Below are 22364 nucleotides of genomic sequence, written 5' to 3' on the forward strand. Positions count from 1 at the left end.
GAGACATGAAAAATTCTTCACCGTTTTCTTCATTTGAACCTGAAAGACAAAGTGGTGATATTGCTCATCGGCGGCGTTCACCTATACCGATGCGGTATATTATTCCTAATATTATTACTATTTTAGCAATTTGTGCAGGAATGAATGGTATTCGTTTGGCTTTTGAGAATTGCTATGAATCAGCTATTTTGGTAGTACTTTTGGCAGCAATTTTAGATGGAGCTGATGGTCGTGTTGCTCGTTCGATGGATGGTACTTCATCTTTTGGAGCGCAGATGGATTCACTTGCTGACGTTATTAATTTTGGTGTTACTCCTGCTCTTGTTGTTTATTCTTTTATACTGACTCAGGCTCATCAGGTCGGTTGGGTAGCTGCGCTTGTTTACTGTGTTGCGTGTTGCTTGCGGTTAGCTCGTTTTAATGTGATGCTAGATGATTCTGGTATACCAGAGTGGCAGAGGAATTATTTTATTGGTGTTCCTGCACCAGCAGGTGCATTAATGCTTTTATTACCTGTTTATTTAGGGGGAGTCGGTTTAATCCTCAATTGGGGATGGGCTTTATTCTTTAGTTTTTATACTGTGATTATTGCTTTTCTCTTAGTAAGTCGTTTACCAGTTTGGAGTGGAAAAACAATAGGTAATAATTTGAGGCGAGATATTGTCATACCATGTATGCTAGTTATTGTTATTTATGTTGGTTTTCTGGCTACTTATATGTGGTATACTTTATTAATAACAGCTTTTGGTTATATGGCTTTTCTTCCCTATAGTGCTTGGACTTATAGTAAAAAAGCTGCTTTAGAAGGAAAAATCAAAAACATTATAGGTAGCTAATGAATAATTAGAGAGTTCTATAATTAGCTATAAAAAAGTAAAGTATTTGTTCTAGAAAAGCTGTAATTGGTTTTGTAGTATATATAGATTACGGTTAATCAGGAATATGATAGTTCATAAATCGTTTTTTACGAACATCAAAAAGCTTTCCTGTTTCTTTTAAGTGAGGTGATGAGAGATAGACTATTTCTGCTGCAACTTCTTGCGGAGAAGGTAGGGTTTGGGGATCTTCATCAGGAAGAGCTTGTGCGCGCATTGTAGTACGTGTTGCACCTGGGTTAACGCAATTAACTTTAATAGATGTGTGTTTGAGTTCTTCTGCCCAGCAACGAGCAAGAAGTTCTAGGGCGGCTTTAGAAGCTGCATAAGGTCCCCAGGAAGCGCGTGCGCAATGAGCAACACTTGATGACAGAAGGATAGCACGTCCAGCATTGGATTTGAGCAATAAAGGTTCAACCGCTTTCATTAAACGCCATTGACTGGTAAGATTTATTTGCAAAATGTCTTCAAACATTGCATTTTCGATATGAGCTATTGGTGAAAGAGTCCCTAGGATTGCAGCGTTTGCAACTAAAATATCAAGTTTCTTCCACTTCCAACATTCGTCAATTGATACATTTAATTCATCAATGGCTTCCATATTATGCAAATCGAGTGATACTAATGTTGCAGAACCACCTTTTTTTTTAATTTCATTATTAAGCGTTTTTAAACCACTTATTGTTCGTGCAAGTGCAATAATATGAGCGCCGCGTTTTGCTAGCTCTAATGCTAGATGATAACCAATTCCTTTAGAGGCCCCTGTGACAAGAGCAACACATCCAGTAAGATCAAAATCAGATTTTATCATTATTAATTTCTTGTTTTCAGGACAGACAATTTATGAACTATTGGAGTACTTTTTTGATCAGTAAGATGTGTAGGATAATGACCAGTGAAATAATGATCAGTAAATTGTGGATGAGAATTGTTTCGTTTTTCTCCTATAACAGCAAGATATAGACCATCAGTTGAAAGAAAGTCTAATGAATCAGCACCAATAAAATTGCACATGGATTGTAGGTTTGGATATTGATTAGCTAAAAGATTCTCAATTGTAGGTGTATCGATACCATAAAAATCGGGATATAAAATCATTGGGCTGGAAATACGCATATGAACTTCTTTTGCTCCTGCGTTGCGGAGCATTCTTACAATCTTTACAGATGTTGTTCCACGTACAATTGAGTCATCGATTAAAATAACACGCTTTCCTTCAATAATAGAACGGTTTGCAGAATGCTTTAATTTAACACCGAAAGCACGAATTTGTTGAGTTGGTTCAATAAAAGTACGACCAACATAATGATTACGAATAATGCCCAACTCAAAAGGAATTCCAATTTCTTGTGCATAACCAATTGCTGCAGGCGTACCCCCATCAGGAACAGGAACCACAACATCACCGTCACAAGGTGCTTCTCGTGCTAAATGTATACCCATATTTTTTCGGACTACGTAGACACTTCGTCCTCCGACAATTGAATCAGGACGGGCAAAATAGACATATTCAAAAAGACAAAGCCTTTCTGGCTTCTCTATTTCTGGTTTAATAATTTTTGTAGTGATTTGACCATCTTTTTGTATTTCACATATAATGATTTCACCATTTTTAACATCACGAATATATTTCGCTCCAATAATATCAAGAGCACAGGTTTCTGAACAAAAGATTGGTTTACCATCAAGCTCACCCATAACAAGTGGTTTAATGCCTGTTGGATCACGTGCGGCAATTAGTTTAGTACGTGTTAATGCTAACATAGCATATCCACCTTCTACTTGCCGAATAGCATCAACAAAGCGATCGGATGATGATTCATGGCGTGAGCGAGCAATAAGGTGGAGAAAGACTTCAGAATCTGATGTTGATTGACAGATAGCACCAGAGGCAATTAATTCGCGGCGTAATGTGAGGCCATTTGTTAGATTGCCGTTATGAGCAATAGCAATGCCTCCAGCATTTAATTCTGCAAAAAGAGGCTGTACATTGCGTAATGCTACTTCACCTGTGGTTGAATAGCGGGTATGTCCAATAGCACGATCTCCTGGTAGGCGAGCTAATGTTGCAGAATCTGTATAGTGATCACCTACAAGACCTAAATGTTTTTCTTGGTGAAACATCTTGTTATGATAAGAAACAATCCCTGCAGCTTCTTGTCCACGATGCTGTAACGCATGTAGCCCAAGAGCTGTCAGTGTTGCTGCTTCTTCATGTCCAAGGATACCAAATACCCCACATTCTTCATGAAGTGTATCGTCATCTAACGAAAATTCCTGACAAGAGACGTCGATTTTTGTCATCATATTCTTTCAGTTATGACGTAAGAAATAGCCGATATCATAGACTCCATATGATTTAAAGCTCATTCTTAATAAAACCATTTCTTATTCTGTGAATAAGAGCATCGTTAATTCGTCTAATAATATTTGTAATTTAATTATCTGAGGTGTCATCTTTTTTAAAGAATTTTTCTATTATTTCAAAGGTATAATCAAGATCTTTTGGCATCATTTCTGCTATTTTTTTACTCAGTGAATCTAACATAGGTTTTGTTTGTGCATTTTTTAGCCAATCGGATTGTTGTTCAGGTTTAACAAGTGCATTAATAAGCAGTATGCTGATGACAGCGATTAATAAGCCACGAAATGCTCCGAAAATAAATCCAACGGTACGATCAAGTGCGCCAATTCGACTATCAATAATAAAATCAGCAATTTTCATAGTGATGATAGAAGTAATGACAAGAACAGTGATAAAAATCATGAAAAATGTGATAACCAATGCTATCATTTTATTCGAGAGATATTGTTCAGTGAAGGGTAATATAAGTTTAAATGAATAAAATGTTGAAACTGCTGCAATTATCCAGGAAATGAATGATAACACTTCACGTGAGAAACCGCGAAGCATGGCTAGAAAAGAAGAAAATAGGATAACTACTACGACAATACCGTCTAGAATTGTTACACTCATTTTTTGATTCCTTATATATGATATATGCGTTGCATTTCGTTATAATCAGTATAAAAATGTATAGAAATATATTTTTGATTTTTGGTTATGTCGACTTTCTATTTTTATATCAAGAATCTTTTGCGTTTTATGGAATTTTCTCTTTAATTATTTTTTGTAGTACAGAGCATTTTTCATCTGAAGTAATAGCCGCAATCAATTCAGGAAGATCAGAGAATGTATGTTGTTGAAAATTTTGTGATTTTATTATTTCTGTTGTTGTTATAGGTTGAAAAGCTCCTTGAAATCCTAGCTTTTTTGCTTCTTTAATGCGTTGTCCTGAATGTGCAACGGAACGGATTGCTCCTGAGAGGCTGACTTCACCAAAATACACATAGTGAGTTGGAAGAGGGATGTTTGCAAGAGAAGATACCAAAGCTGCTGCAACTGCTAAATCAGCTGCAGGTTCTGATATTCGGTAACCACCTGCAACATTAAGATAGACATCATGTTGTCCAAAGCGGATACCACAATGAGCTTCTAATACGGCTAGAATCATCGAAAGACGATTCCCATCCCATCCCACGACAGCACGCCGTGGCATACCAAGCGAAGAGTGAGCAACAAGAGCTTGAATTTCTACTAATATAGGGCGTGTACCTTCCATTCCTGCAAAAACCGCAGCTCCCGGCGCTTTTTCATTACGCTCACCTAAGAATAATTCAGATGGATTAGAAATTTCCCGTAATCCTCTATCAGACATTTCAAAGACGCCAATTTCATCCGTTGGTCCAAAGCGGTTTTTCATAGTTCTTAAAATTCGATAATGGTGTCCACCTTCACCTTCAAAATAAAAAACTCCGTCAACCATATGTTCGACAACACGAGGTCCAGCAATTTGTCCATCTTTTGTGACGTGACCAACAAGAACAACAGAAACTCCTGTGTTTTTTGCAAAATGGATCATTGCTTGAGCACTGATGCGGACTTGTGTTACGGTTCCAGGTGCTGAATCTGCTAAATTTGACCACAAAGTTTGAATGGAATCAACGATGACCATATCAAGTTTTTTATGTGTATTTAAAGTTGCTAGAATATCTTCAACATTAGTTTCAGCAGCGAGTTGAACTGCTGTATTTGTAGCATTAAGTCTTTGTGCACGTAAGCGAATTTGTGTAATAGCTTCTTCACCTGATACATAGATGACATTATACCCTTTTTGCGATAAAGCTGCTGCTGTTTGTGTTAGTAATGTTGATTTTCCTATGCCTGGATCGCCAGCAATCAGTAATGCTGATCCACGGACAAAACCACCTCCGGTAACACGATCAAGCTCAGCAATGCCAGAATGGATACGCGGAACATTTTCGATATCTCCAGAAAGAGATGTAAGTGTAACTATATGACCTTTACGAATATTTTTAGGAGGGCCACTTCCTACACCGCTATTTGTACCTTCTTCAGTAAGAGAATTCCAATTTCCACAGGAGTGACATTTTCCAGCCCAACGTGAATGGACTGTGCCACAATCTTGGCAAATAAATTGAAGACGATTACGTACCATAATGGTTTAACCATATTGTTCTGGAAGATAATTACTGTCTGCCAGATCACTGAAGCGTGTGAAATCAGCTTGGAAAGAGAGTTTGACTATGCCTGTTGGTCCATGGCGTTGCTTCGCTACGATAATATCAGCTTTTCCAAAAACTTCATCCATTGATGCTTGCCATTTTAAATGTTCTGGACCTCCTATCTTAGGCTCTTCATTTTTGAGATAATACTCTTCACGATATACAAAAATAACAACATCCGCATCTTGCTCAATTGAACCAGATTCACGTAAGTCTGATAGTTGTGGACGTTTATCTGTCCGATTTTCGACTTGGCGTGAAAGCTGTGAAAGAGCAATAATGGGAACATTAAGCTCTTTAGCTAAAGCCTTTAATCCTGTGGTGATTTCTGTAATTTCTTGAACGCGACTTTCAGATGAGCGTTTTGAATTGCTTGTCATTAACTGTATGTAGTCAATAATCAAAACATCTAAACCGTGTTGTCGCTTGAGGCGACGTGCACGTGCAGCTAATTGTGTGATCGATATGCCACCCGTTTGGTCAATATAAAGTGGAACTTTTTGTAGGCGATTCATTATGCGTAATAATTTTGCAAATTGTTCTTCTGAGATATTGCCTCGACGAATGTTAGAAGAAGAGACCTCTATTTGCTCAGAAATAATACGTGTTGCAAGTTGTTCTGATGACATTTCAAGCGAAAAGAATCCGACAATTCCCCCCTCATTGTCTGGCGATGATTCTTTTTTTGTATCACAGTTATAAGTATTAGCAATATTGAAAGCAATATTGGTAGCAAGAGCAGTTTTTCCCATACCAGGACGTCCTGCAATGATAATTAAATCAGAAGGCTGTAATCCTCCCATTTGTTCATCAAGCTTTTTTATGTGAGTAGCAATACCTGATAATCGTGAAGATCGCTTTTTTGCTATTCCTGCCATATCAATAGCTTTTTTAATAGCTTCATCAAAACTCTCAAATCCACCACCATATTTTCCCTTTTCTGCTAGCTGAAATAAATCACGCTCGATTTTTTCAATTTGTTGAATTGGTGTCAATTCTAAAGGGGCCTCAAATGAGGTATTGACAACTTCATTTCCAAGATTAATCAAGGAACGTCGGATAAAAAGGTCATAAATTACTCGTCCATAATCTTCAGCATTAATAATTGTTACCGCTTCTTTAGCTAAACGAATAACATAATTAAATACAGTAATATCTCCAATTTTTTCTTCAGCTGGAATAAAAGGTTTGATAGTGACAGGGGTTGCCAGTTTTCCTTTTTTGATAATTTGTGATACAACTTCAAAGAGTTGTTGATGTAATTGTTGGAAAAAATGTTCTGATTTTAAAAAATCTGACACGCGATCAAGTGCATCGTTATTAATAAGAATCGCGCCAAGCAATGCTTGTTCAGCTTCAATATTATGTGGCATCTGCCGAAAAAATGTGGATTCTTCTTTTTGCTGAGGGATCAGATTAGAGATGCCGGTTTCTTCCATAACAATCTTCCTATTAATAATATTTAGCCTTTCGGCTAAATATTATCATGATATACCAATTTTAATGGGAGAGAAGAAAAAACAAACAGTTAAGTAAGAAAAAGATGTTCATTAACTGTGACTTTCTTCATTAAGATTGTTTTCTACATGGTTATCAGTTTCTTTTGTTAATGGTTGCTCTTGAGTACCATATATTGCTTCAGTAGAAGTCAGATTTTCACCTGCTTCTTGACGCTCCGCTTCACTAGTTGAGCGTGCAATATTAATTGTTACAGAAACTTGAATTTCGGGGTGTAAGCTGAGAGAAATGGTGTGAAGACCGATGGTTTTAATAGGGTGATTAAGTTCAATTTGGTTACGTTCAATCGAAAAGCCATTCTCTGTTATAATATCAGCAATATTACGTGTTGATACGGAACCGTAAAGTTGTCCTGTTTCACCAGCTGAACGGATAATAGTAAATGATTGTCCATCAAGTTTTTCAGAAATTTTTTGAGCTTCGTTTTTGCGTTCAAGGTTACGAGCTTCAAGCTGTGCGCGCTGTGTTTCAAAGTGCTTTTTGTTGGCTTCATTAGCACGTAAAGCTTTACCTTGAGGTAATAGAAAATTGCGCGCATAGCCATTTTTAACTGAGACAATATCACCAATCTGACCAAGATGAGTGATGCGTTCAAGCAAAATGATATCCATAGTTTTTCCTTTCGAATTAAATCAATTAGTGAGATTTGTGTGATTGGCTGTTATATTGAATGGTTGCCCAAATGCCCATAAGCAGCAGCATAAAAGAAATAGGTACAGTAAAAATAACAGTTAAAATAGCAATGTAAACAAAAGATAATATTATCGTTCGACCACTTATTTCTTTTGTAATATTATGGAGATATGCTAGACCAGTAACTGATATGATAAATGTATAGGCAGTGATAAAAACATTTGCGCCTAAATTTAAAATAGAATTGGTTTCAATCATTGCGGCTATAAAAGCAAAAATGAAAATGATAAGTCCCCAAATTGGAAGGCGGAAATTTTGTTTCCAATCATCACGAGGTCTTTTCAAACAATTTATATGGCGTGCTATCATCATTGAAAAGTAAAGATTTGCAATAAAAAACAATAAACTGTAAACGGTCAATATTACTGCTGTTAGAGTTGCTGTATGTGTCATTACAAGTTCAGTAAAAGAAAGAATATTAGTTTCGTTTATAGACTGCGATTGTCGCATAGTCTGTACTATATTCTCGGTAATTTGCTTTGCAATAATAGGAGAAGATGGATGATTTTGAATATAAATTCCAATAAAAGTTGATATACAGGCAATAAAATTTGTTAAAAGAAAAATAATTGGTGGTAATGGATACCACATCAACGAATTTTCTTCTTGTATTGTTTGTACTGGTTGTGCAAATCCAAGGAGCCAAGAAGCATAAACAGCAGGAAGAAAAAACAACAACATAAAACTAAAACCAATATAAATATTATTGGTTATGGAAAGAACAAAAGTAGCGCTAATTAAAGCAATAAGGCTAGGTAATGTACCATATCTAAATGCTGCGATAAAGATTGGAAGAGAAATAAAACAACCTAAAAAAAGAGAACAATAGGGAATGATATTTGAAACATTGATGATTGCCATCCCTATAACAGCAGTAAACAGTCCTGCTAAAACGCCGATTATTGTTTTATAAGAATAGGAATCTTTCATTGATCGCTGTCCTGCCTTTTGCAGTTAGAGGTATATAATACCCCAACTTTTTTGGATATATTATAATTAAAATATGTTTTGTAAAGTATTAAAGAAAAAGAATAAGTAGCCAGAAAAAATTCTGGCTACATAATAAATTAAAATTTATTTGACAACATATGGAAGTAAGCCAAGAAAACGAGCACGCTTAATAGCATTTGCTAATTCACGTTGTTTTTTCTGACTAACAGCTGTGATGCGCGAAGGAATAATTTTCCCACGCTCTGAAATATAACGCTGTAACAGCTTGATATCTTTATAATCAATTTTAGGAGCATTTGCACCCGAAAATGGACATGTTTTACGGCGGTGATGAAAAGGACGACGTATCGAAGTTTGTTGAATATCAGTCATCATGCTATTCCTCCTGTTGGATTTTCATGTTGACGGTGCAGATTTTGAGCTTTCTCTTCATTTTGATTAGAGAAGCTATCACGGTTGAGGCCTGAAAGTGCTGTCGATTGTTCTTTTTCATGTTTTTCTACGCGGACAGTCATATAACGCAAAATATCCTCATTAATACGCATTTGACGCTCAAGTTCAGCAATTGTTGATGCTGGAGCGTCAATATTTATCAATACGTAATAAGCTTTACGATTTTTGCGGATTCGGTAAGCAAGAGAACGAAGACCCCAATTCTCTACACGCCCAACTTTTCCACCATTCGCTTCGATAACGCCTTTGTAAGTTTCTAAAAGCTCATCAATTTGCTGTGGTGCAATATCTTGTCGGGCAAGAAATATATGTTCATAAAGAGCCATTATTTTGCCTTTCTTCAATTAAATTCTACTAGTTTTGGCGCAAAGCCTCTGCGACTTGTCTTTATTGGAAAATCCAAAGAAGAAAGGGCGCGTTTGTATTCGAGACACTCGAGAGCGGAGACACAGGAGGCCGGAATTATTATATTCCCACTGGTTTTTCCCAGCCCTCCGTTCAACCCCCAGCCAAATACCGGTAATGAACATTAAATATTTACAGCTTATCTTTAAAAATAGCAAGTTGGTGTTTACAAAAAATATCATTTATTGAGTCTTGGGATATTTTTTATACATTTTGCGTTTCACTTTAACTTTATCATATTACTGTTTCCTTTAGTAAAAAATGATATAATAGGAAGATAATGATATATTAAGTGAGATAAGAATGAACGTTTTACACCAGATTGATATAGCACTTTTCGAAATGCTTGCTAAGAGTAATCAAATGGATTTGATTTTTGTTTGGTTTGGTATCATTTGTGCAAAGTTTTTAATTTATATTATTCCTATACATCTTTGTGTATTATGGTTTTGTGGTGGATGTACGGAAAGGCGTGTTGCTTTAAGTATTGGTCTTAGTATTTGTGTTGCTCTTATTATAGGTTATATTATTTCTCTTATTTATTATCGTCCACGTCCATTTGTTGCAGGTTTGATGCGACCTCTTATTAAACATCGGGAAACAGCTTCTTTTCCAAGTAATCATGCATTAGTTATTGTGTCTTACTTTGTTAATCTTTATTTGTATCGATACAAAATTGCTTCTAAGTTTGCATTGATATTTTTGTTATTAATTTGTTGGGGACGTGTTTTTACAGGTGTACACTATCCTTTTGATGTTTTGGCTGGTGTGGTTTTAGGAAGTTTTGTAAGTTGGTTTATTATTCGGTTTGTTGCATCATATTTTCCTAAATTTCTATATCAAATTCCACCTTTGAAATATAATTTTCATATAGGTACTCAATTTTAAATTAAGTTGATTTGTTGTAATTTATGTTTATTGAATTGGTTGAAAAGAAGATAAATCTAAAATTTAATTTTGGAGATGATGATGGTAGCAGCATTCACTTTCCCAGGACAGGGAAGCCAAGTTGTTGGTATGGGAAAAGTACTTGCAGAGCAATTTATTGAAGCACGCATGGTTTTTGAGGAAGTTGATGATGCTTTAGGTGAGAAATTATCACAAATTATTTTTGAAGGACCAGAAGAGGTTTTGACATTAACGGCAAATGCACAGCCAGCATTGATGGCCGTGTCTATGGCAATTATTCGTGTCATGGAAAAGTTGGGATTTGATATAGCAAAGAAGGTGAAATTTGTTGCTGGCCATTCTTTAGGAGAATATTCGGCACTTTGTGCTGCTGGTACATTTAGTTTAGCTGATACAGCAAAACTTTTACGGATTCGGGGAAATGCTATGCAAACAGCTGTTGCTGTTGGTGAAGGTGCAATGGCGGCAATTATTGGCTTGAATGAGCAAGATGTTGAAGAAATTTGCAAGTTCGTTTTAGGAGAGGGAGTGTGTCAAATCGCTAATGATAATGGCGGTGGACAGATTGTTATTTCAGGTGAAGCAAAAGCTGTCGAGTCAGCTATCAAGATTGCTTCACAAAAAGGAGCTAAACGTACATTGCTTCTTTCTGTATCAGCGCCGTTTCATTCAGTTTTGATGAGTTCTGCTGCTGATGCGATGAAAGACGCCCTTAGAGCTGTTAATAAAAAAGCACCTGTTGTTCCGCTTGTTGCGAATGTTTCTGTTACACCAGAAAGTGATCCGGAACGTATTTTTATGCTTCTTGTTCAACAGGTTACTGGGCGGGTGCGATGGCGTGAAACAATCGAATGGTTTGGAGCTAATAAGGTTGATGTTCTTTTTGAAGTTGGCTCTGGAAAAGTATTAACAGGTTTAGCGCGCCGTATTAATAAGGATATTAATGGTTTGACAATTGGTACGGCTGAGGAAATTGAATCAGCATTACAAGTGCTAGGTGTTTAATCTTAAGGAGTCTAAAAAATGTTTGAATTAACAGGTCGTAAAGCTCTTGTAACAGGAGCATCAGGAGATATTGGTGAAGCAATTGCTCGTGCTTTACATGCACAAGGAGTTATTGTTGGGTTGCATGGAACGCGCGAAGGAAGACTCACAGAAATTGCTGTAGATCTTGGTAAAGACACTTTTATTTTCCCCGCTAATCTTTCTAACTGTGATGCTGTCAAGCAATTGGCTAAAACAGCAGAGAAAGAGATGGATGGAATTGATATTCTTGTTAACAATGCTGGTATTACTCGAGATGGTCTTTTTGTACGTATGCAGGATCAGGATTGGGATGATGTATTGGCAGTGAATTTGACAGCTGCCTTTACTTTAACACGTGAGCTAACATATAATATGATGCGGCGGCGTTATGGACGTATTATTAATATAACTTCTATTGTTGGTGTTGTTGGTAATCCTGGACAAACGAATTATTGTGCTGCGAAAGCTGGTTTAATAGGATTTTCAAAGTCATTGGCACAAGAAGTTGCATCGCGAAATATAACAGTTAACTGTATTGCTCCAGGATTTATTCAATCCGCGATGACTGATCAATTGAATGAAAAGCAGAAAGAAAAAATTATGGCTACAATTCCAATGAAGCGTATGGGAATAGGGCAAGAAATAGCCTCTGCAGTTGTTTATTTAGCGAGTGATGAGGCAGGATATGTGACTGGACAAACAATACATGTCAATGGTGGTATGGCAATGATTTGAGTATTTGCTGTATTCTACATTGATTTATAATCATTATTATTTTAGATAACGATAAATGAAATAAAACAGTAAGTTTATTTCTTTAAGTATGGTAATTGTTCGACTTATCAGGGTATCAATTTAGTACATTTAAGAGGAGATATTCACGGAATGTTCTATGTTTTATCGCTAAAGTTTTGGAGCAATGCATCTATTACTTGATTATATAAACTTATATCGCTGACCAAGTACAGGAAAACAATATAATTCGAGGATTCAATATGAGTGATACAGAAGAGCGCGTTAGGAAGATTATCGTAGAGCATCTCGGAGTTGACGCAGATAAGGTCGTAGAAAATGCTAGCTTCATCGATGATCTAGGAGCAGATAGCCTTGATACGGTTGAACTTGTGATGGCTTTTGAAGAAGAGTTTGGTATAGAAATTCCGGATAATGCTGCTGAGACAATCTTCACAGTTGGTGACGCAGTGAAGTTTATTGATAAAGCTTCTCTATAATCTTACTTAAAGGGCAAAAGTATTTTATGCTTTTGCCTGATTTTTTAGTTTAGGGCATATTTTGACAATATGGTTTCTAGAGGTGGGTGGTTCAAGGTTAGAAACATGAGACGTATTGTTGTTACTGGTTTGGGATTAGTATCTCCACTCGCTAGTGATGTTGAATGGAGTTGGAAGCGGCTTCTTGAAGGGAAAAGTGGTATTCGACGCATCACTGAGTTTGAGGTGGCTGATTTACCATGTCAAATTGCTGGCCGTATTCCTTTAGGGGATGGAACAAATGGTACATATAATGCTGATTTACATATGGAGCCTAAGGATCAGCGTAAGGTTGATGCATTTATTACTTATGCAATAGCTGCTACTGATCAGGCACTTGCAGATGCTGAATGGTTTCCCAAAAGTGATGAAGAGCAGATACAGACGGGTGTTATGATTGGTTCTGGTATTGGTGGTGTTGAGGGCATTGTTGAGGCTGGTTATACACTTCGTGATAAAGGTCCACGGCGAATTTCTCCTTTTTTTATTCCAGGCCGTTTGATTAATCTTGCTTCTGGTTATGTTTCCATCAAATATGGTCTACGTGGTCCTAATCATTCGGTTGTAACAGCTTGTTCGACCGGTGCTCATGCAATTGGTGATGCAACTCGTTTAATTGCATTAGGTGATGCAGATGTGATGGTAGCAGGGGGGGCTGAATCTCCAGTTAATCGCATATCTCTTGCTGGTTTTGCTGCCTGTAAAGCTCTTTCTACCGGGTATAATCATGAACCTGAGCGTGCATCACGTCCTTATGATGCCGATCGTGATGGTTTTATTATGGGTGAAGGGGCTGCTGTTGTTGTTTTGGAAGAGCTTGAACATGCAAAAAAGCGGGGCGCTCGCATTTATGCAGAAGTGATTGGTTATGGTTTGTCTGGTGATGCTTATCATATTACAGCTCCTTCGGAGAGTGGTGAAGGTGCGCAGCGTAGTATGATATTGGCTCTTAAGCGTGCGCAAGTGAATGTGAGCGATATTGATTATATTAATGCTCATGGTACATCAACGATGGCTGATGTTATAGAGCTAGCTGCTGTTGAGCGTGTTTTAGGTCATCATGCGTTGAAGGTATCAATGTCATCAACTAAATCATCTATTGGGCATTTACTTGGTGCAGCTGGTGCAGCTGAGGCTATTTTTTGTATTTTAGCTATACGGGATAATATAGCTCCAGCAACACTTAACCTTGATAATCCATCTGTTAAAACAAAAATTGATCTTGTGCCGTATACACCACGTGAGAGAAAAATTGATATAGTTCTTTCTAATTCATTTGGTTTTGGTGGAACAAACGCATCTTTAGTAATGCGGCGTTTTAGTGAATAACTAAGTAGTTTCATTTGTTATGGCTGCCTTGATGAGCTTTTTGACTATAAGATTTGAGTGAGAAATTATTAGTAAAATACCTGAAATTATTAAGGTTAGTAGGTTATGTTTGATGCAAAAAGTAAGTCATCATTGAAGAATATAAATGACTTTTCATTAAGTTATCCGCCAAATAATAATGGATTGTTACATGAAAAACGGAAAAGATCGCATATTTTGCGCAATCCGTTTATTATTCTCGGTAATTTTTTTCTAACGCTTGTTGTGGTTGTTCTTTTAGTTGTTGGTATTTCTCTCTATATTGTAAAGAACATTTTTGAGGGTAAAGGGATTGCTGAGAAAGAACAAGTTATTCTTATTGATTCTGGAAAAGGAATTCGTGAAATTGCATCATTGCTTGAAAAACGTAGTCTTATTCGATCATCTGATATTTTTATTTATGGGGTTGGTTATTACCAAAACACAACCCGTCTTAAAGCCGGTGAATATTTAATTCCGGCGTATGCTTCGATGCATGATATTATGAATATTCTTGTAAAAGGAAAGTCTGTTGAATATAGTTTTACAGTGCCTGAGGGTTTAACGGTTCAACAAGTATTTGACCGGTTATCAGCCAATGAAATTTTGATTGGTGATCTTCCGGAAGTTTTACCTCCAGAAGGCAGTTTGGTGACGGATACTGTTCATTTTATTCGTGGCACAACACGTGTCGAAATTATAAAAAGGTTATGTGAAGAACAAAAAAAATTAATTAATGCAATATGGGCTACTCGTTCCCCAGACTTACCCATCAAGTCTATTGATGAGTTTGTTATATTGGCATCAATTGTTGAAAAAGAAACAGGGATTGCAGCAGAGAGACCGCAAGTGGCTGCAGTATTTTATAATCGTCTTGCTAAGGGTATGCGTCTTCAATCTGATCCAACGGTAATTTATGGTATTTTTGGTGGAAAAGGTAAACCTGTAGATCGTCCAATTTATAAGTCAGATCTTGAGAGAGAAACGCCATATAATACTTATAAAATTGATGGGTTGCCACCAACAGCTATTGCAAATCCAGGTCGCGATTCTTTAAAGGCAGTGGCAAGTTTTCCGAAAAGTGATGCACTTTATTTTGTAGCCGACGGTTCAGGTAGACATGTTTTTTCTAAAACTTTGGAGGAACATAATGCAAACGTTCGTAAATGGCGGGCGTTAGAAAAATAGTAAATCTTCTTAAATTTAGAATTCATATTTAGAAAATTTTGAAAAAAGTAACAGTATGACATTATTTGATAATGAATTGAGTGCTCAAAAAAAAAATAAACGTCGCGGTTTTCTATTTATTCTTTCTTCTCCTTCAGGTGCTGGCAAATCAACAATTTCGCGGTTAATTCTAAAAGATCAACAATTAGAGCTTTCTATCAGTATGACAACGCGGGCAAGGCGCCCTAGTGAAGTAGATGGTGTTCATTATCATTTTATTTCGAAAAAAGAATTTGAACGTAAGTGTGCAGGAGACGAGTTTATTGAGTGGGCAGAAGTTCATGGGAACTATTATGGAACTTTACGTGAAAGTGTTGAAAATGCATTGAACGCTGGTCGGGATATGTTGTTTGATATTGATTATCAGGGGACTGAACAACTTCAAAAAAAAATGCCGGGTGATACTGTTTCTGTTTTTATTCTTCCTCCATCAATGAAGGAGCTTGTTGCTCGTTTACATCGTCGAGCAGAAGATAGCCAAGATATTATTAATTTGCGATTAAACAATGCAAGAACAGAAATTCAGCAATGGCGCTCTTACGATTATGTTGTAATTAACGAAGATTTGAATCAGTCGTTATTGCTTATTAAATCGATATATTTAGCAGAAACAATGAAACGTAAGCGTTGTAATTTTCTTGAGTCTTTTATTGATGAGCTTATTGTTGAAAAAATTGATTAATAGCTTATCATTTTAAGAGAATCTTTAAATTAATAAGGATTCTATTTCTTTAAGTGATTAGGTTAGCTAAAGTTACAAATTCAGAAATAGAAAGTGTTTCCGCTCGGCGTGTTCCATCAATACCAGCTTTTTCTAAAAGTGTTTCACCTCCAATAGTTTTAAGGCTTTGTCTCAGCATTTTACGCCTTTGTCCAAAAGCAATTTTTGTGACGAGGCTTAATTTTTGTGTAGAGCAAGCGAGAGGTTGTAAGCGTGGAATAATGTGAACAACGGAAGAAGTTACTTTTGGCTCTGGTATGAAGGCTCGAGGAGGAATATCAAAAGCGATTTTTGCAATACTACGCCAACCAGTCAATATGCTGAGACGACCGTAGTAAGGAGATTGAGCAGTTGCTGTAATACGCTTTGCGACTTCACGTTGAAACATTAAAGTCATTGACTCATAAAAAGGGGGCCATGATTTTGTTAAAAGCCAATTTAATAAGAGTTGTGTTCCAATATTATATGGAAGATTTGCAATAATTCGCGGTTTTTCCGGATATGCTTCAAAAAGCTTTGGAAAATCTTGTTTTAATGCATCATTAAAAATAAGCTTGAGTTTTTGTGGATAGTGCTCTTCTATTTCTAAAAGAGCTGGCATACAACGCTCGTCACGTTCTATCGCTGTTACAATAGCGCCTTTTGCAAGTAAAGCGCGAGTCAAACCACCAGGACCAGGACCAATTTCAAGAACAGGTTTTCCTTCTATATTGCCTGCTTGATGAGCAATCTTAGCTGTTAAATTAAGATCGAAAATAAAATTCTGTCCCAAAGATTTATTAGCTTGTAACTTATATTTACTGATGACGTTACGGAGAGGAGGAAGATTATCTATTAGCATATGATTGGATTGTTTTTTGCAAGTTGGTCTGCAAGTTTAAGAGCAGCAATAAAACTTTCAGGAGAAGCTATTTTTTTATCTGCAATATCAAAAGCAGTGCCATGGTCTGGGGAAGTGCGAATGAAAGGTAATCCTAAGGTAACATTAACAGTAGTATCAAAGTCTAATGTTTTAACAGGGATAATAGCTTGATCATGGTACATACAAAGAGCAACATCATATGTTTGCCTTATACGTTCATGAAACATTATATCAGGAGAGAGGGGACCTATAATATTCAGTCCTCTTTTTTTAAGATATTCAATAGCGGGAATAATAATTTTTTCTTCTTCTTTTCCTATTGCACCATTTTCTCCAGCATGAGGGTTCAGACCAGCAATAGCTAAGCGTGGTGAATTTATTGCAAATCTGGTTTTTAAATCATTTTCAGTAATTAATGCAGTTTTAATAATTAAATCACATGTAAGAGATGAAGAAACTTTATTAAGTGGAATATGAATAGTAATTGGTACCGTTTTTAATTGAGGTCCAGCCAACATCATAACTGGATGATATTGTTTATTGGAAAACTTTTGAGCAAGATGAGCAAGAAATTCAGTATGACCTGGGAAGTGAAATCCAAAATCGTAAAGACTTTTTTTTGCAATAGGGCAAGTAATTAGTGCGCATCCCTGACCCCTTTGAATCAATTGAACGCTGCGTTCAATTGATTCAATTACTCCAGCAGCATTATCCGGTGAAGATAATCCTAGTTGATCACTTTGTCGATTTTTTAAGGGAATTATAGGAAGAGATGTTGAAAAATTTTCTACAGGATTATGAGTAGAAACAGATTTTATATCAATATTAAGTTGTAAAAAACGAGCACGCGAATGAATAATTTCAGGATCGGCTAAAAGAACAAAAGGTGGAATTTGACGTATATTACGCATATTCCACGTTTTTATAACAATCTCAGGACCAATTCCTGCCGGGTCTCCACTACTAACGATTAGCGGAGCCATTATGAATTTTGAATACGTGCTGTTTGTCTCAATTCTTTTAAATACTTTTCACTGAGAGCTTCAAGAAGTTGGGGAATATTTTTCTTTTGATGATCTTGGATGGAAAATATAAGCCGAGCCACACGGTCGTCAGAAACTCTTTTTATTTGACAGACAGCAACTGCTTCAATACCATTCTGCGTTTCTTGAAAGTTAGTCATTTTTCCAGCTGGCGTTGCAAGGATAGCTTTTTCCCAATTTTGAGGCAGTTGAGGTTCCAAAAATTTTCCTAAATGACGGATAGTAATATCTAAAATACCTTTTGCCTGGTTTTTAGCGCTATTACATCCCTGGAAATTAGCACGGAACTTATTTGCTTCTTTTTTACGTTTTTCTAGAATTGCTGACCGCCGATGTTCAGGAATAACAAAAATAATTTGTTGTAGTGTATATTCGTTTGTTGAAGGTTTGACACCACCATTTTTTAATATCCTCTGTGAGGCTTCTTGTTCTGTAATTACTCCACCTTCAGCTTGATAACGCGCATTAACAAGACGTGCCCAGCCCATTTGCCCCAAAATATATGCTTTAAAGTGTTCTACCGTGACATCAGTTTGAGTGAGCATTTGATTGAGTTGATCAACAGTCATATTATTTTGTGCGGCAAAATTTTCAAAAGCATTCTCAACTTCATCTGTGCTAACTTCAATATTTCGCCGTTTTATTTCATTATTTTTAAGGACTTCATCAATAAGATCATTTTTAGCTTGTGTGGCAAGATTTCCTTGCTTCTGTTGCAATTTAAGAAAAGCAATACGCCTTTGAATATCATAATTTGTAATAGCGCTACCATTAACTGTAACGACAACTGAAGTCTGTGCAAAAGCTTGTGATGTAAAAAATGTGCTTACGGATAAACTACTTACACTCAAAGAAGTGATACAAAATAAAGCAAGAGCACTATTTTTTAGTATATTCATATAAGTAAACCTTTACAATCAATTTTCATCTATTACCCAAAATATATGTTTTTCTGCATAAAAACAATGATAAGTTAAGATTGATATACTTTCTATTATAAATCTGATTTTATTTTTTTGCCAATAGCTGTGATAGTACGTAATGAAAAAGAAACATTAAAGTTTTTAAAAGTCATATTTCTCTCTGGATTTTTTACCTGTTGATAACCAATCGTTATTCCAAAGCATTCATCTATATAACTTAGATTTATTCCTTGTTTTACAAAAGCATTAGATATTAAATCATAACTAGCATTATTATTAATTGACCAATAGTTGGAAAATTTAAGTCCCACTTGAAAAGAAATCTCTTGCTGATCTTGCGTATATTCATCATTTTGTTGATGTGAAATATAAGCATATTGCATAGACGTCCAAAGATTAGACCATTTTTGTGATGCTTCTAATTCACTACGGCGGACTTTCCCTGTTGTTTTATCAAAACGTCCACGAGATGCTATAGAAAAGCCATGAGTATGATTTGCTTCAAACATTGTCACATAGTCTGAGTGTGCTGTTTCAAGACCAGAGTATGCACCTAAATTGACAAAGTCTTTCTCTGCGAACGAATTTTTTCCTGCGAGATGAAATGATTGTCCAATAAGTCCATAAAGTGACCAATTATTATTCAAACTTCCGGAATATCTAAGACCTATATTTACTCTTGTGCCGCCTTCTACACGATCATAACCAGAGAATTTATCTCGTTGAAATAAGGTGGTTGTATCAAATACAAGGCTTTGCGCGTTTTCATTTGGTAATTGTCCTACATATTGTTCGTTATTGCGTATAAAAATTTGTGTTATTGGCTCTAGTATATGTGTGGATATTTCAGTAGTAATAAGAAGAGGATACCGTAACTCCAAGCCTGCTGTTGCCATACTACGAATTGTTGAGGAAGCAATATTAAAATTTTTCGAAGAGACATTTTCTATGCTAGCAATATAGTTATTGTGAGTATTTATTGCACTTGTATCAATTCGTAAGGCAAAGATAGGCGTTAATATTAAACCATTTTTGGTATTGAAACGTTTTTTCCATTCTAGTTCGTTTGTTAAACGAAAACTGTTTCCAGCTATACCGGAGAGTTGAAGAGTATTGCTAGGGTAATCTGGCAAATGTGTATTATTAAAGTCATTATGACGACGATAAATTGATTGTATATTACTACGGAAGGTAAGATTTCCAGTGTAAATTGATTTATTTGGTGTCAAAGAATAATCAATGATAGGTAGGCCCCATGCTTGCTGGGAATGACGATCGTTGAGGGTGTTTTTAAGCAGTGAATTTTGGATATTGAAATGGTAAAAACGCATGTCAAAATAATTTTTGTCTGCAAGACCATTTAAATAAAACTGAGAAATTTTTACAGGGTCGCTATAATTTTCAAGTTTGTATGTACGACTAAAGTTTCTGTCTGACTGTGCAAAGGCATCCCAGCCGTAAATCCACCGCGAATTAATACGAAAATTACCTCTTGTTGCTATCATATAACGATTAGTATTTTGTGAATCAACTCTATCATTATCGAAGTTGTAAGGATTGGTTTGGTATATATGAGCAAAATGGATGTTATAATAGCCTGTTTTTAAACGTTGATGCCATGTACCTTCATTTAAAAGTCCTTGTTTTGTATAAACTGTAGCAGAAAGTGTGAAATCATTGTAGAGTGAGAGGTTCCAGAAATAAGAGTTTTTTACGCCAATACCAAGATTATCAGCATAAAAAAAGCGAGGAGCAAGAAAACCACTTATACGTTTTACTGTTGGATCAGGAAGTTCAATCGTTGGAAAATATAAAATTGGGATGCCGAAAGTTTCAAAATAGCTATTTTCAAATCGAATTGTTTTTTTGACATTGTTCCATATGATCTTTTTTGCTTTGATTTGCCACGAGACTGCACCATCTGATTTGTTATGACAAAGTTCACATGCTGTATAAATAGCATTGTTAAAAATTGTTATTTGGTTCCTGTTACGATTAGCATTTTCAGCTGTGAAGTATGTATTATTCGTTGTTTTGATACGTAAAGAATTTACAAATCCTTCTCCAAAGTCTTTTGTCATATCAATATAATGAGAATAGATTTTATTTCCATCCTTTTGAGTAATCTTAACATTTCCTTGAGCTATGACACGTCCTGTTTTTTGATTGTAAGTGACTCTTTGAGCGACGGCTTTATTACTATCATATTCAATTTGGACATTTCCTTGTGCAGAAATGGTGTTTGCATCACGATTGTAAATAAGTTTATCAGCAGAGAGTAAGAAAGGACTTTTTGTATTCTGTGGATGATTTTGAAAAAAAGGATTAGAATTTTGTGCTATTGTAGAATGAGAGATAAGAACACCTCCAGAAAAACTGATGAGGCTTTTTATAACCAATATTCTCAGTGTTTTAAAAATTCTCCTTTTATTTGCTAACATTTTTACTTAACCATCCTCTGTATAAAGTAAAAAGGATATTGCAAAAAACAATGCCACTATAACTGGTACCCAAGCAGCAATGATTGGTGGAATGTAACCAGCGTTACCAAAACTTTGAACGAGCATAGAAATAACATAAAGTATAAATCCTGCAATTACACCACCAAGAATTAATGTTCTCGATTGTCCAAAGCGTGGAATTTTTAGTGATACAGTTGCTGCAATAAGAGTCATTGCCACAAGTAACATTGGTAAAGCAATCAGTGATTGTAAATGCATATCAAATTTATTGGCAGAATAACCAAGTGAGCGTGCAACAGCAATTTTTTTTGGTAGGGTGTAAAATGGAATAGTTATAGGATCGGTTAAATATTCAGTTAAAAACTCAGGCTTTAAGTGAGTTTTTATTCGTAATTCAGTAAATTTTTCAGGAGTTTGTCCTATCTTATAGATTGTCCCATTTGTTAATAACCAAGCACCATCTGTCAATGTTGCTTTTTTAGTATTAATCCAGTTTTTTACTGTTGCATTCTCATTATATTGTACAAAGGTTGCATCAATAAGAGAAAGATCTTGATATATGATTGATTTAGCACCAACGGTTATTCTTCCTAAATTTGTGTGTTGTGTTAACCATGGAATACGCGTGTCAGTGGTAGATATTTGGGCACTATTACTACGCCATTCTGCTATCATTTTTTTTGCTTGGGAAGAGCTCCATGCAGCTAGTGGATTAATGAAAAGAATGGAGAATAATCCGAAAAGAAAAGCTCCAAAACAAGCTGGTGCGAGAAATTGCCATGCGGAAATACCGATTGAACGAGCAACAACAAGTTCAAGTTTTTTATTAAGGGAGATAAGCATTGTTATTGCAGAAAATAATGCAATAAAGGGAAAGAGTTGTTGCATAATTAAGGGAATTCGCAGCAATGAAATAAGGAATGCTCCTTTTGCTGTATAATGAGGAAGTAACGCTAGTTTGCTAGAGTTTTCTGTAAAGTCGATTAAGAGGACGAGAATAAAGACACCCAAGAGGAAAAAACAGACTGTTTTAAGATAAAGCATGAAAAAATATCGTCCGAGCGTCAATCCAATCATGATACCTTATCCGA

At 36.0% G+C, this 22364-nt stretch carries 22 protein-coding genes; 8 read left to right on the top strand and 14 right to left on the bottom strand.

The features are described 5' to 3' along the window. Positions 1–5 precede the first annotated feature (5 nt). On the top strand, positions 6–836 hold the full coding sequence (locus tag O99_RS06060) for a CDP-alcohol phosphatidyltransferase family protein (RefSeq protein WP_035007242.1): 831 nt from the start codon (positions 6–8) through the stop codon (positions 834–836). Positions 837–930: 94 nt separating this feature from the next. Here O99_RS06060 and O99_RS06065 read toward each other — a convergent pair whose 3' ends face one another. From O99_RS06065 to rpsF, 9 genes are all read right to left on the bottom strand, one after another. Then, positions 931–1686: an SDR family NAD(P)-dependent oxidoreductase gene (locus O99_RS06065; RefSeq protein WP_035007244.1), complete on the bottom strand. Its 756-nt coding sequence runs from the start codon at positions 1684–1686 to the stop codon at positions 931–933. 2 nt (positions 1687–1688) lie between these two features. Continuing rightward, positions 1689–3179, bottom strand: a complete 1491-nt coding sequence (gene purF, locus O99_RS06070) for an amidophosphoribosyltransferase (RefSeq protein WP_035007246.1) — start codon at positions 3177–3179, stop codon at positions 1689–1691. Between the two features lie 133 nt (positions 3180–3312). Beyond that, entirely contained in the window at positions 3313–3852 is a 540-nt protein-coding gene (locus O99_RS06075; RefSeq protein ID WP_035007247.1) for a CvpA family protein, read from the bottom strand. Positions 3853–3979: 127 nt separating this feature from the next. After that, positions 3980–5395 carry a DNA repair protein RadA gene (radA, locus tag O99_RS06080; RefSeq protein ID WP_035007249.1) on the bottom strand — a complete coding sequence of 472 codons (1416 nt, stop codon included), beginning with the start codon at positions 5393–5395 and terminating at the stop codon, positions 3980–3982. A 6-nt stretch (positions 5396–5401) separates the two neighbouring features. Then, on the bottom strand, positions 5402–6901 hold the full coding sequence (locus O99_RS06085; protein WP_035007251.1) for a replicative DNA helicase: 1500 nt from the start codon (positions 6899–6901) through the stop codon (positions 5402–5404). 111 nt (positions 6902–7012) lie between these two features. Next, positions 7013–7591, bottom strand: a complete 579-nt coding sequence (rplI, locus tag O99_RS06090; RefSeq protein ID WP_035007253.1) for a 50S ribosomal protein L9 — start codon at positions 7589–7591, stop codon at positions 7013–7015. 25 nt (positions 7592–7616) lie between these two features. Beyond that, positions 7617–8603 (bottom strand): hypothetical protein, encoded by a 987-nt coding sequence (locus O99_RS06095; protein WP_035007256.1) that lies wholly within the window; start codon positions 8601–8603, stop codon positions 7617–7619. A 144-nt stretch (positions 8604–8747) separates the two neighbouring features. Further along, on the bottom strand, positions 8748–8996 hold the full coding sequence (gene rpsR / locus O99_RS06100) for a 30S ribosomal protein S18 (RefSeq protein ID WP_035007423.1): 249 nt from the start codon (positions 8994–8996) through the stop codon (positions 8748–8750). After that, on the bottom strand, positions 8996–9403 hold the full coding sequence (gene rpsF / locus O99_RS06105; protein WP_035007257.1) for a 30S ribosomal protein S6: 408 nt from the start codon (positions 9401–9403) through the stop codon (positions 8996–8998). Before rpsF ends, rpsR begins: the two co-directional genes overlap by 1 nt. A 382-nt stretch (positions 9404–9785) precedes the next feature. Between rpsF and O99_RS06110 the strand changes: the two genes are divergently transcribed. The 7 genes from O99_RS06110 to gmk all read left to right on the top strand — a co-directional run bounded on the left by O99_RS06110 (position 9786) and on the right by gmk (position 15944). Further along, positions 9786–10370: an undecaprenyl-diphosphatase gene (locus O99_RS06110; RefSeq protein ID WP_035007260.1), complete on the top strand. Its 585-nt coding sequence runs from the start codon at positions 9786–9788 to the stop codon at positions 10368–10370. 81 nt (positions 10371–10451) lie between these two features. Further along, positions 10452–11396, top strand: a complete 945-nt coding sequence (fabD, locus tag O99_RS06115; protein ID WP_035007262.1) for an ACP S-malonyltransferase — start codon at positions 10452–10454, stop codon at positions 11394–11396. An 18-nt stretch (positions 11397–11414) separates the two neighbouring features. Beyond that, entirely contained in the window at positions 11415–12152 is a 738-nt protein-coding gene (gene fabG, locus O99_RS06120; RefSeq protein WP_035007264.1) for a 3-oxoacyl-[acyl-carrier-protein] reductase, read from the top strand. Between the two features lie 260 nt (positions 12153–12412). Next, positions 12413–12649: an acyl carrier protein gene (locus O99_RS06125; protein WP_035007265.1), complete on the top strand. Its 237-nt coding sequence runs from the start codon at positions 12413–12415 to the stop codon at positions 12647–12649. A 105-nt stretch (positions 12650–12754) separates the two neighbouring features. Then, positions 12755–14017: a beta-ketoacyl-ACP synthase II gene (gene fabF / locus O99_RS06130; protein ID WP_035007266.1), complete on the top strand. Its 1263-nt coding sequence runs from the start codon at positions 12755–12757 to the stop codon at positions 14015–14017. 105 nt (positions 14018–14122) lie between these two features. Next, positions 14123–15223 (top strand): endolytic transglycosylase MltG, encoded by a 1101-nt coding sequence (gene mltG, locus O99_RS06135; protein ID WP_035007268.1) that lies wholly within the window; start codon positions 14123–14125, stop codon positions 15221–15223. Positions 15224–15278: 55 nt separating this feature from the next. Beyond that, positions 15279–15944, top strand: coding sequence for a guanylate kinase (gene gmk / locus O99_RS06140; RefSeq protein WP_035007269.1), 666 nt, complete (start codon positions 15279–15281; stop codon positions 15942–15944). Between the two features lie 49 nt (positions 15945–15993). Here the strand turns inward: gmk and rsmA are convergent, their stop codons facing one another. The 5 genes from rsmA to lptG all read right to left on the bottom strand — a co-directional run bounded on the left by rsmA (position 15994) and on the right by lptG (position 22350). Next, positions 15994–16824, bottom strand: a complete 831-nt coding sequence (rsmA, locus tag O99_RS06145; RefSeq protein ID WP_035007270.1) for a 16S rRNA (adenine(1518)-N(6)/adenine(1519)-N(6))-dimethyltransferase RsmA — start codon at positions 16822–16824, stop codon at positions 15994–15996. After that, a complete protein-coding gene (pdxA, locus tag O99_RS06150) occupies positions 16818–17828 on the bottom strand; it encodes a 4-hydroxythreonine-4-phosphate dehydrogenase PdxA (RefSeq protein ID WP_035007271.1) in 1011 nt (336 codons plus the stop codon). The genes rsmA and pdxA overlap by 7 nt, the downstream gene beginning before the upstream one ends. After that, positions 17828–18787 carry a peptidylprolyl isomerase gene (locus O99_RS06155; RefSeq protein ID WP_035007272.1) on the bottom strand — a complete coding sequence of 320 codons (960 nt, stop codon included), beginning with the start codon at positions 18785–18787 and terminating at the stop codon, positions 17828–17830. Before O99_RS06155 ends, pdxA begins: the two co-directional genes overlap by 1 nt. A gap of 95 nt (positions 18788–18882) precedes the next feature. Beyond that, entirely contained in the window at positions 18883–21252 is a 2370-nt protein-coding gene (locus O99_RS06160; protein ID WP_035007275.1) for an LPS-assembly protein LptD, read from the bottom strand. Positions 21253–21258: 6 nt separating this feature from the next. Then, on the bottom strand, positions 21259–22350 hold the full coding sequence (gene lptG / locus O99_RS06165; protein ID WP_035007276.1) for an LPS export ABC transporter permease LptG: 1092 nt from the start codon (positions 22348–22350) through the stop codon (positions 21259–21261). Positions 22351–22364: the final 14 nt, after the last annotated feature.

It is taken from the genome of Bartonella rochalimae ATCC BAA-1498 (genome assembly GCF_000706645.1).
GTDB lineage: Bacteria > Pseudomonadota > Alphaproteobacteria > Rhizobiales > Rhizobiaceae > Bartonella > Bartonella rochalimae.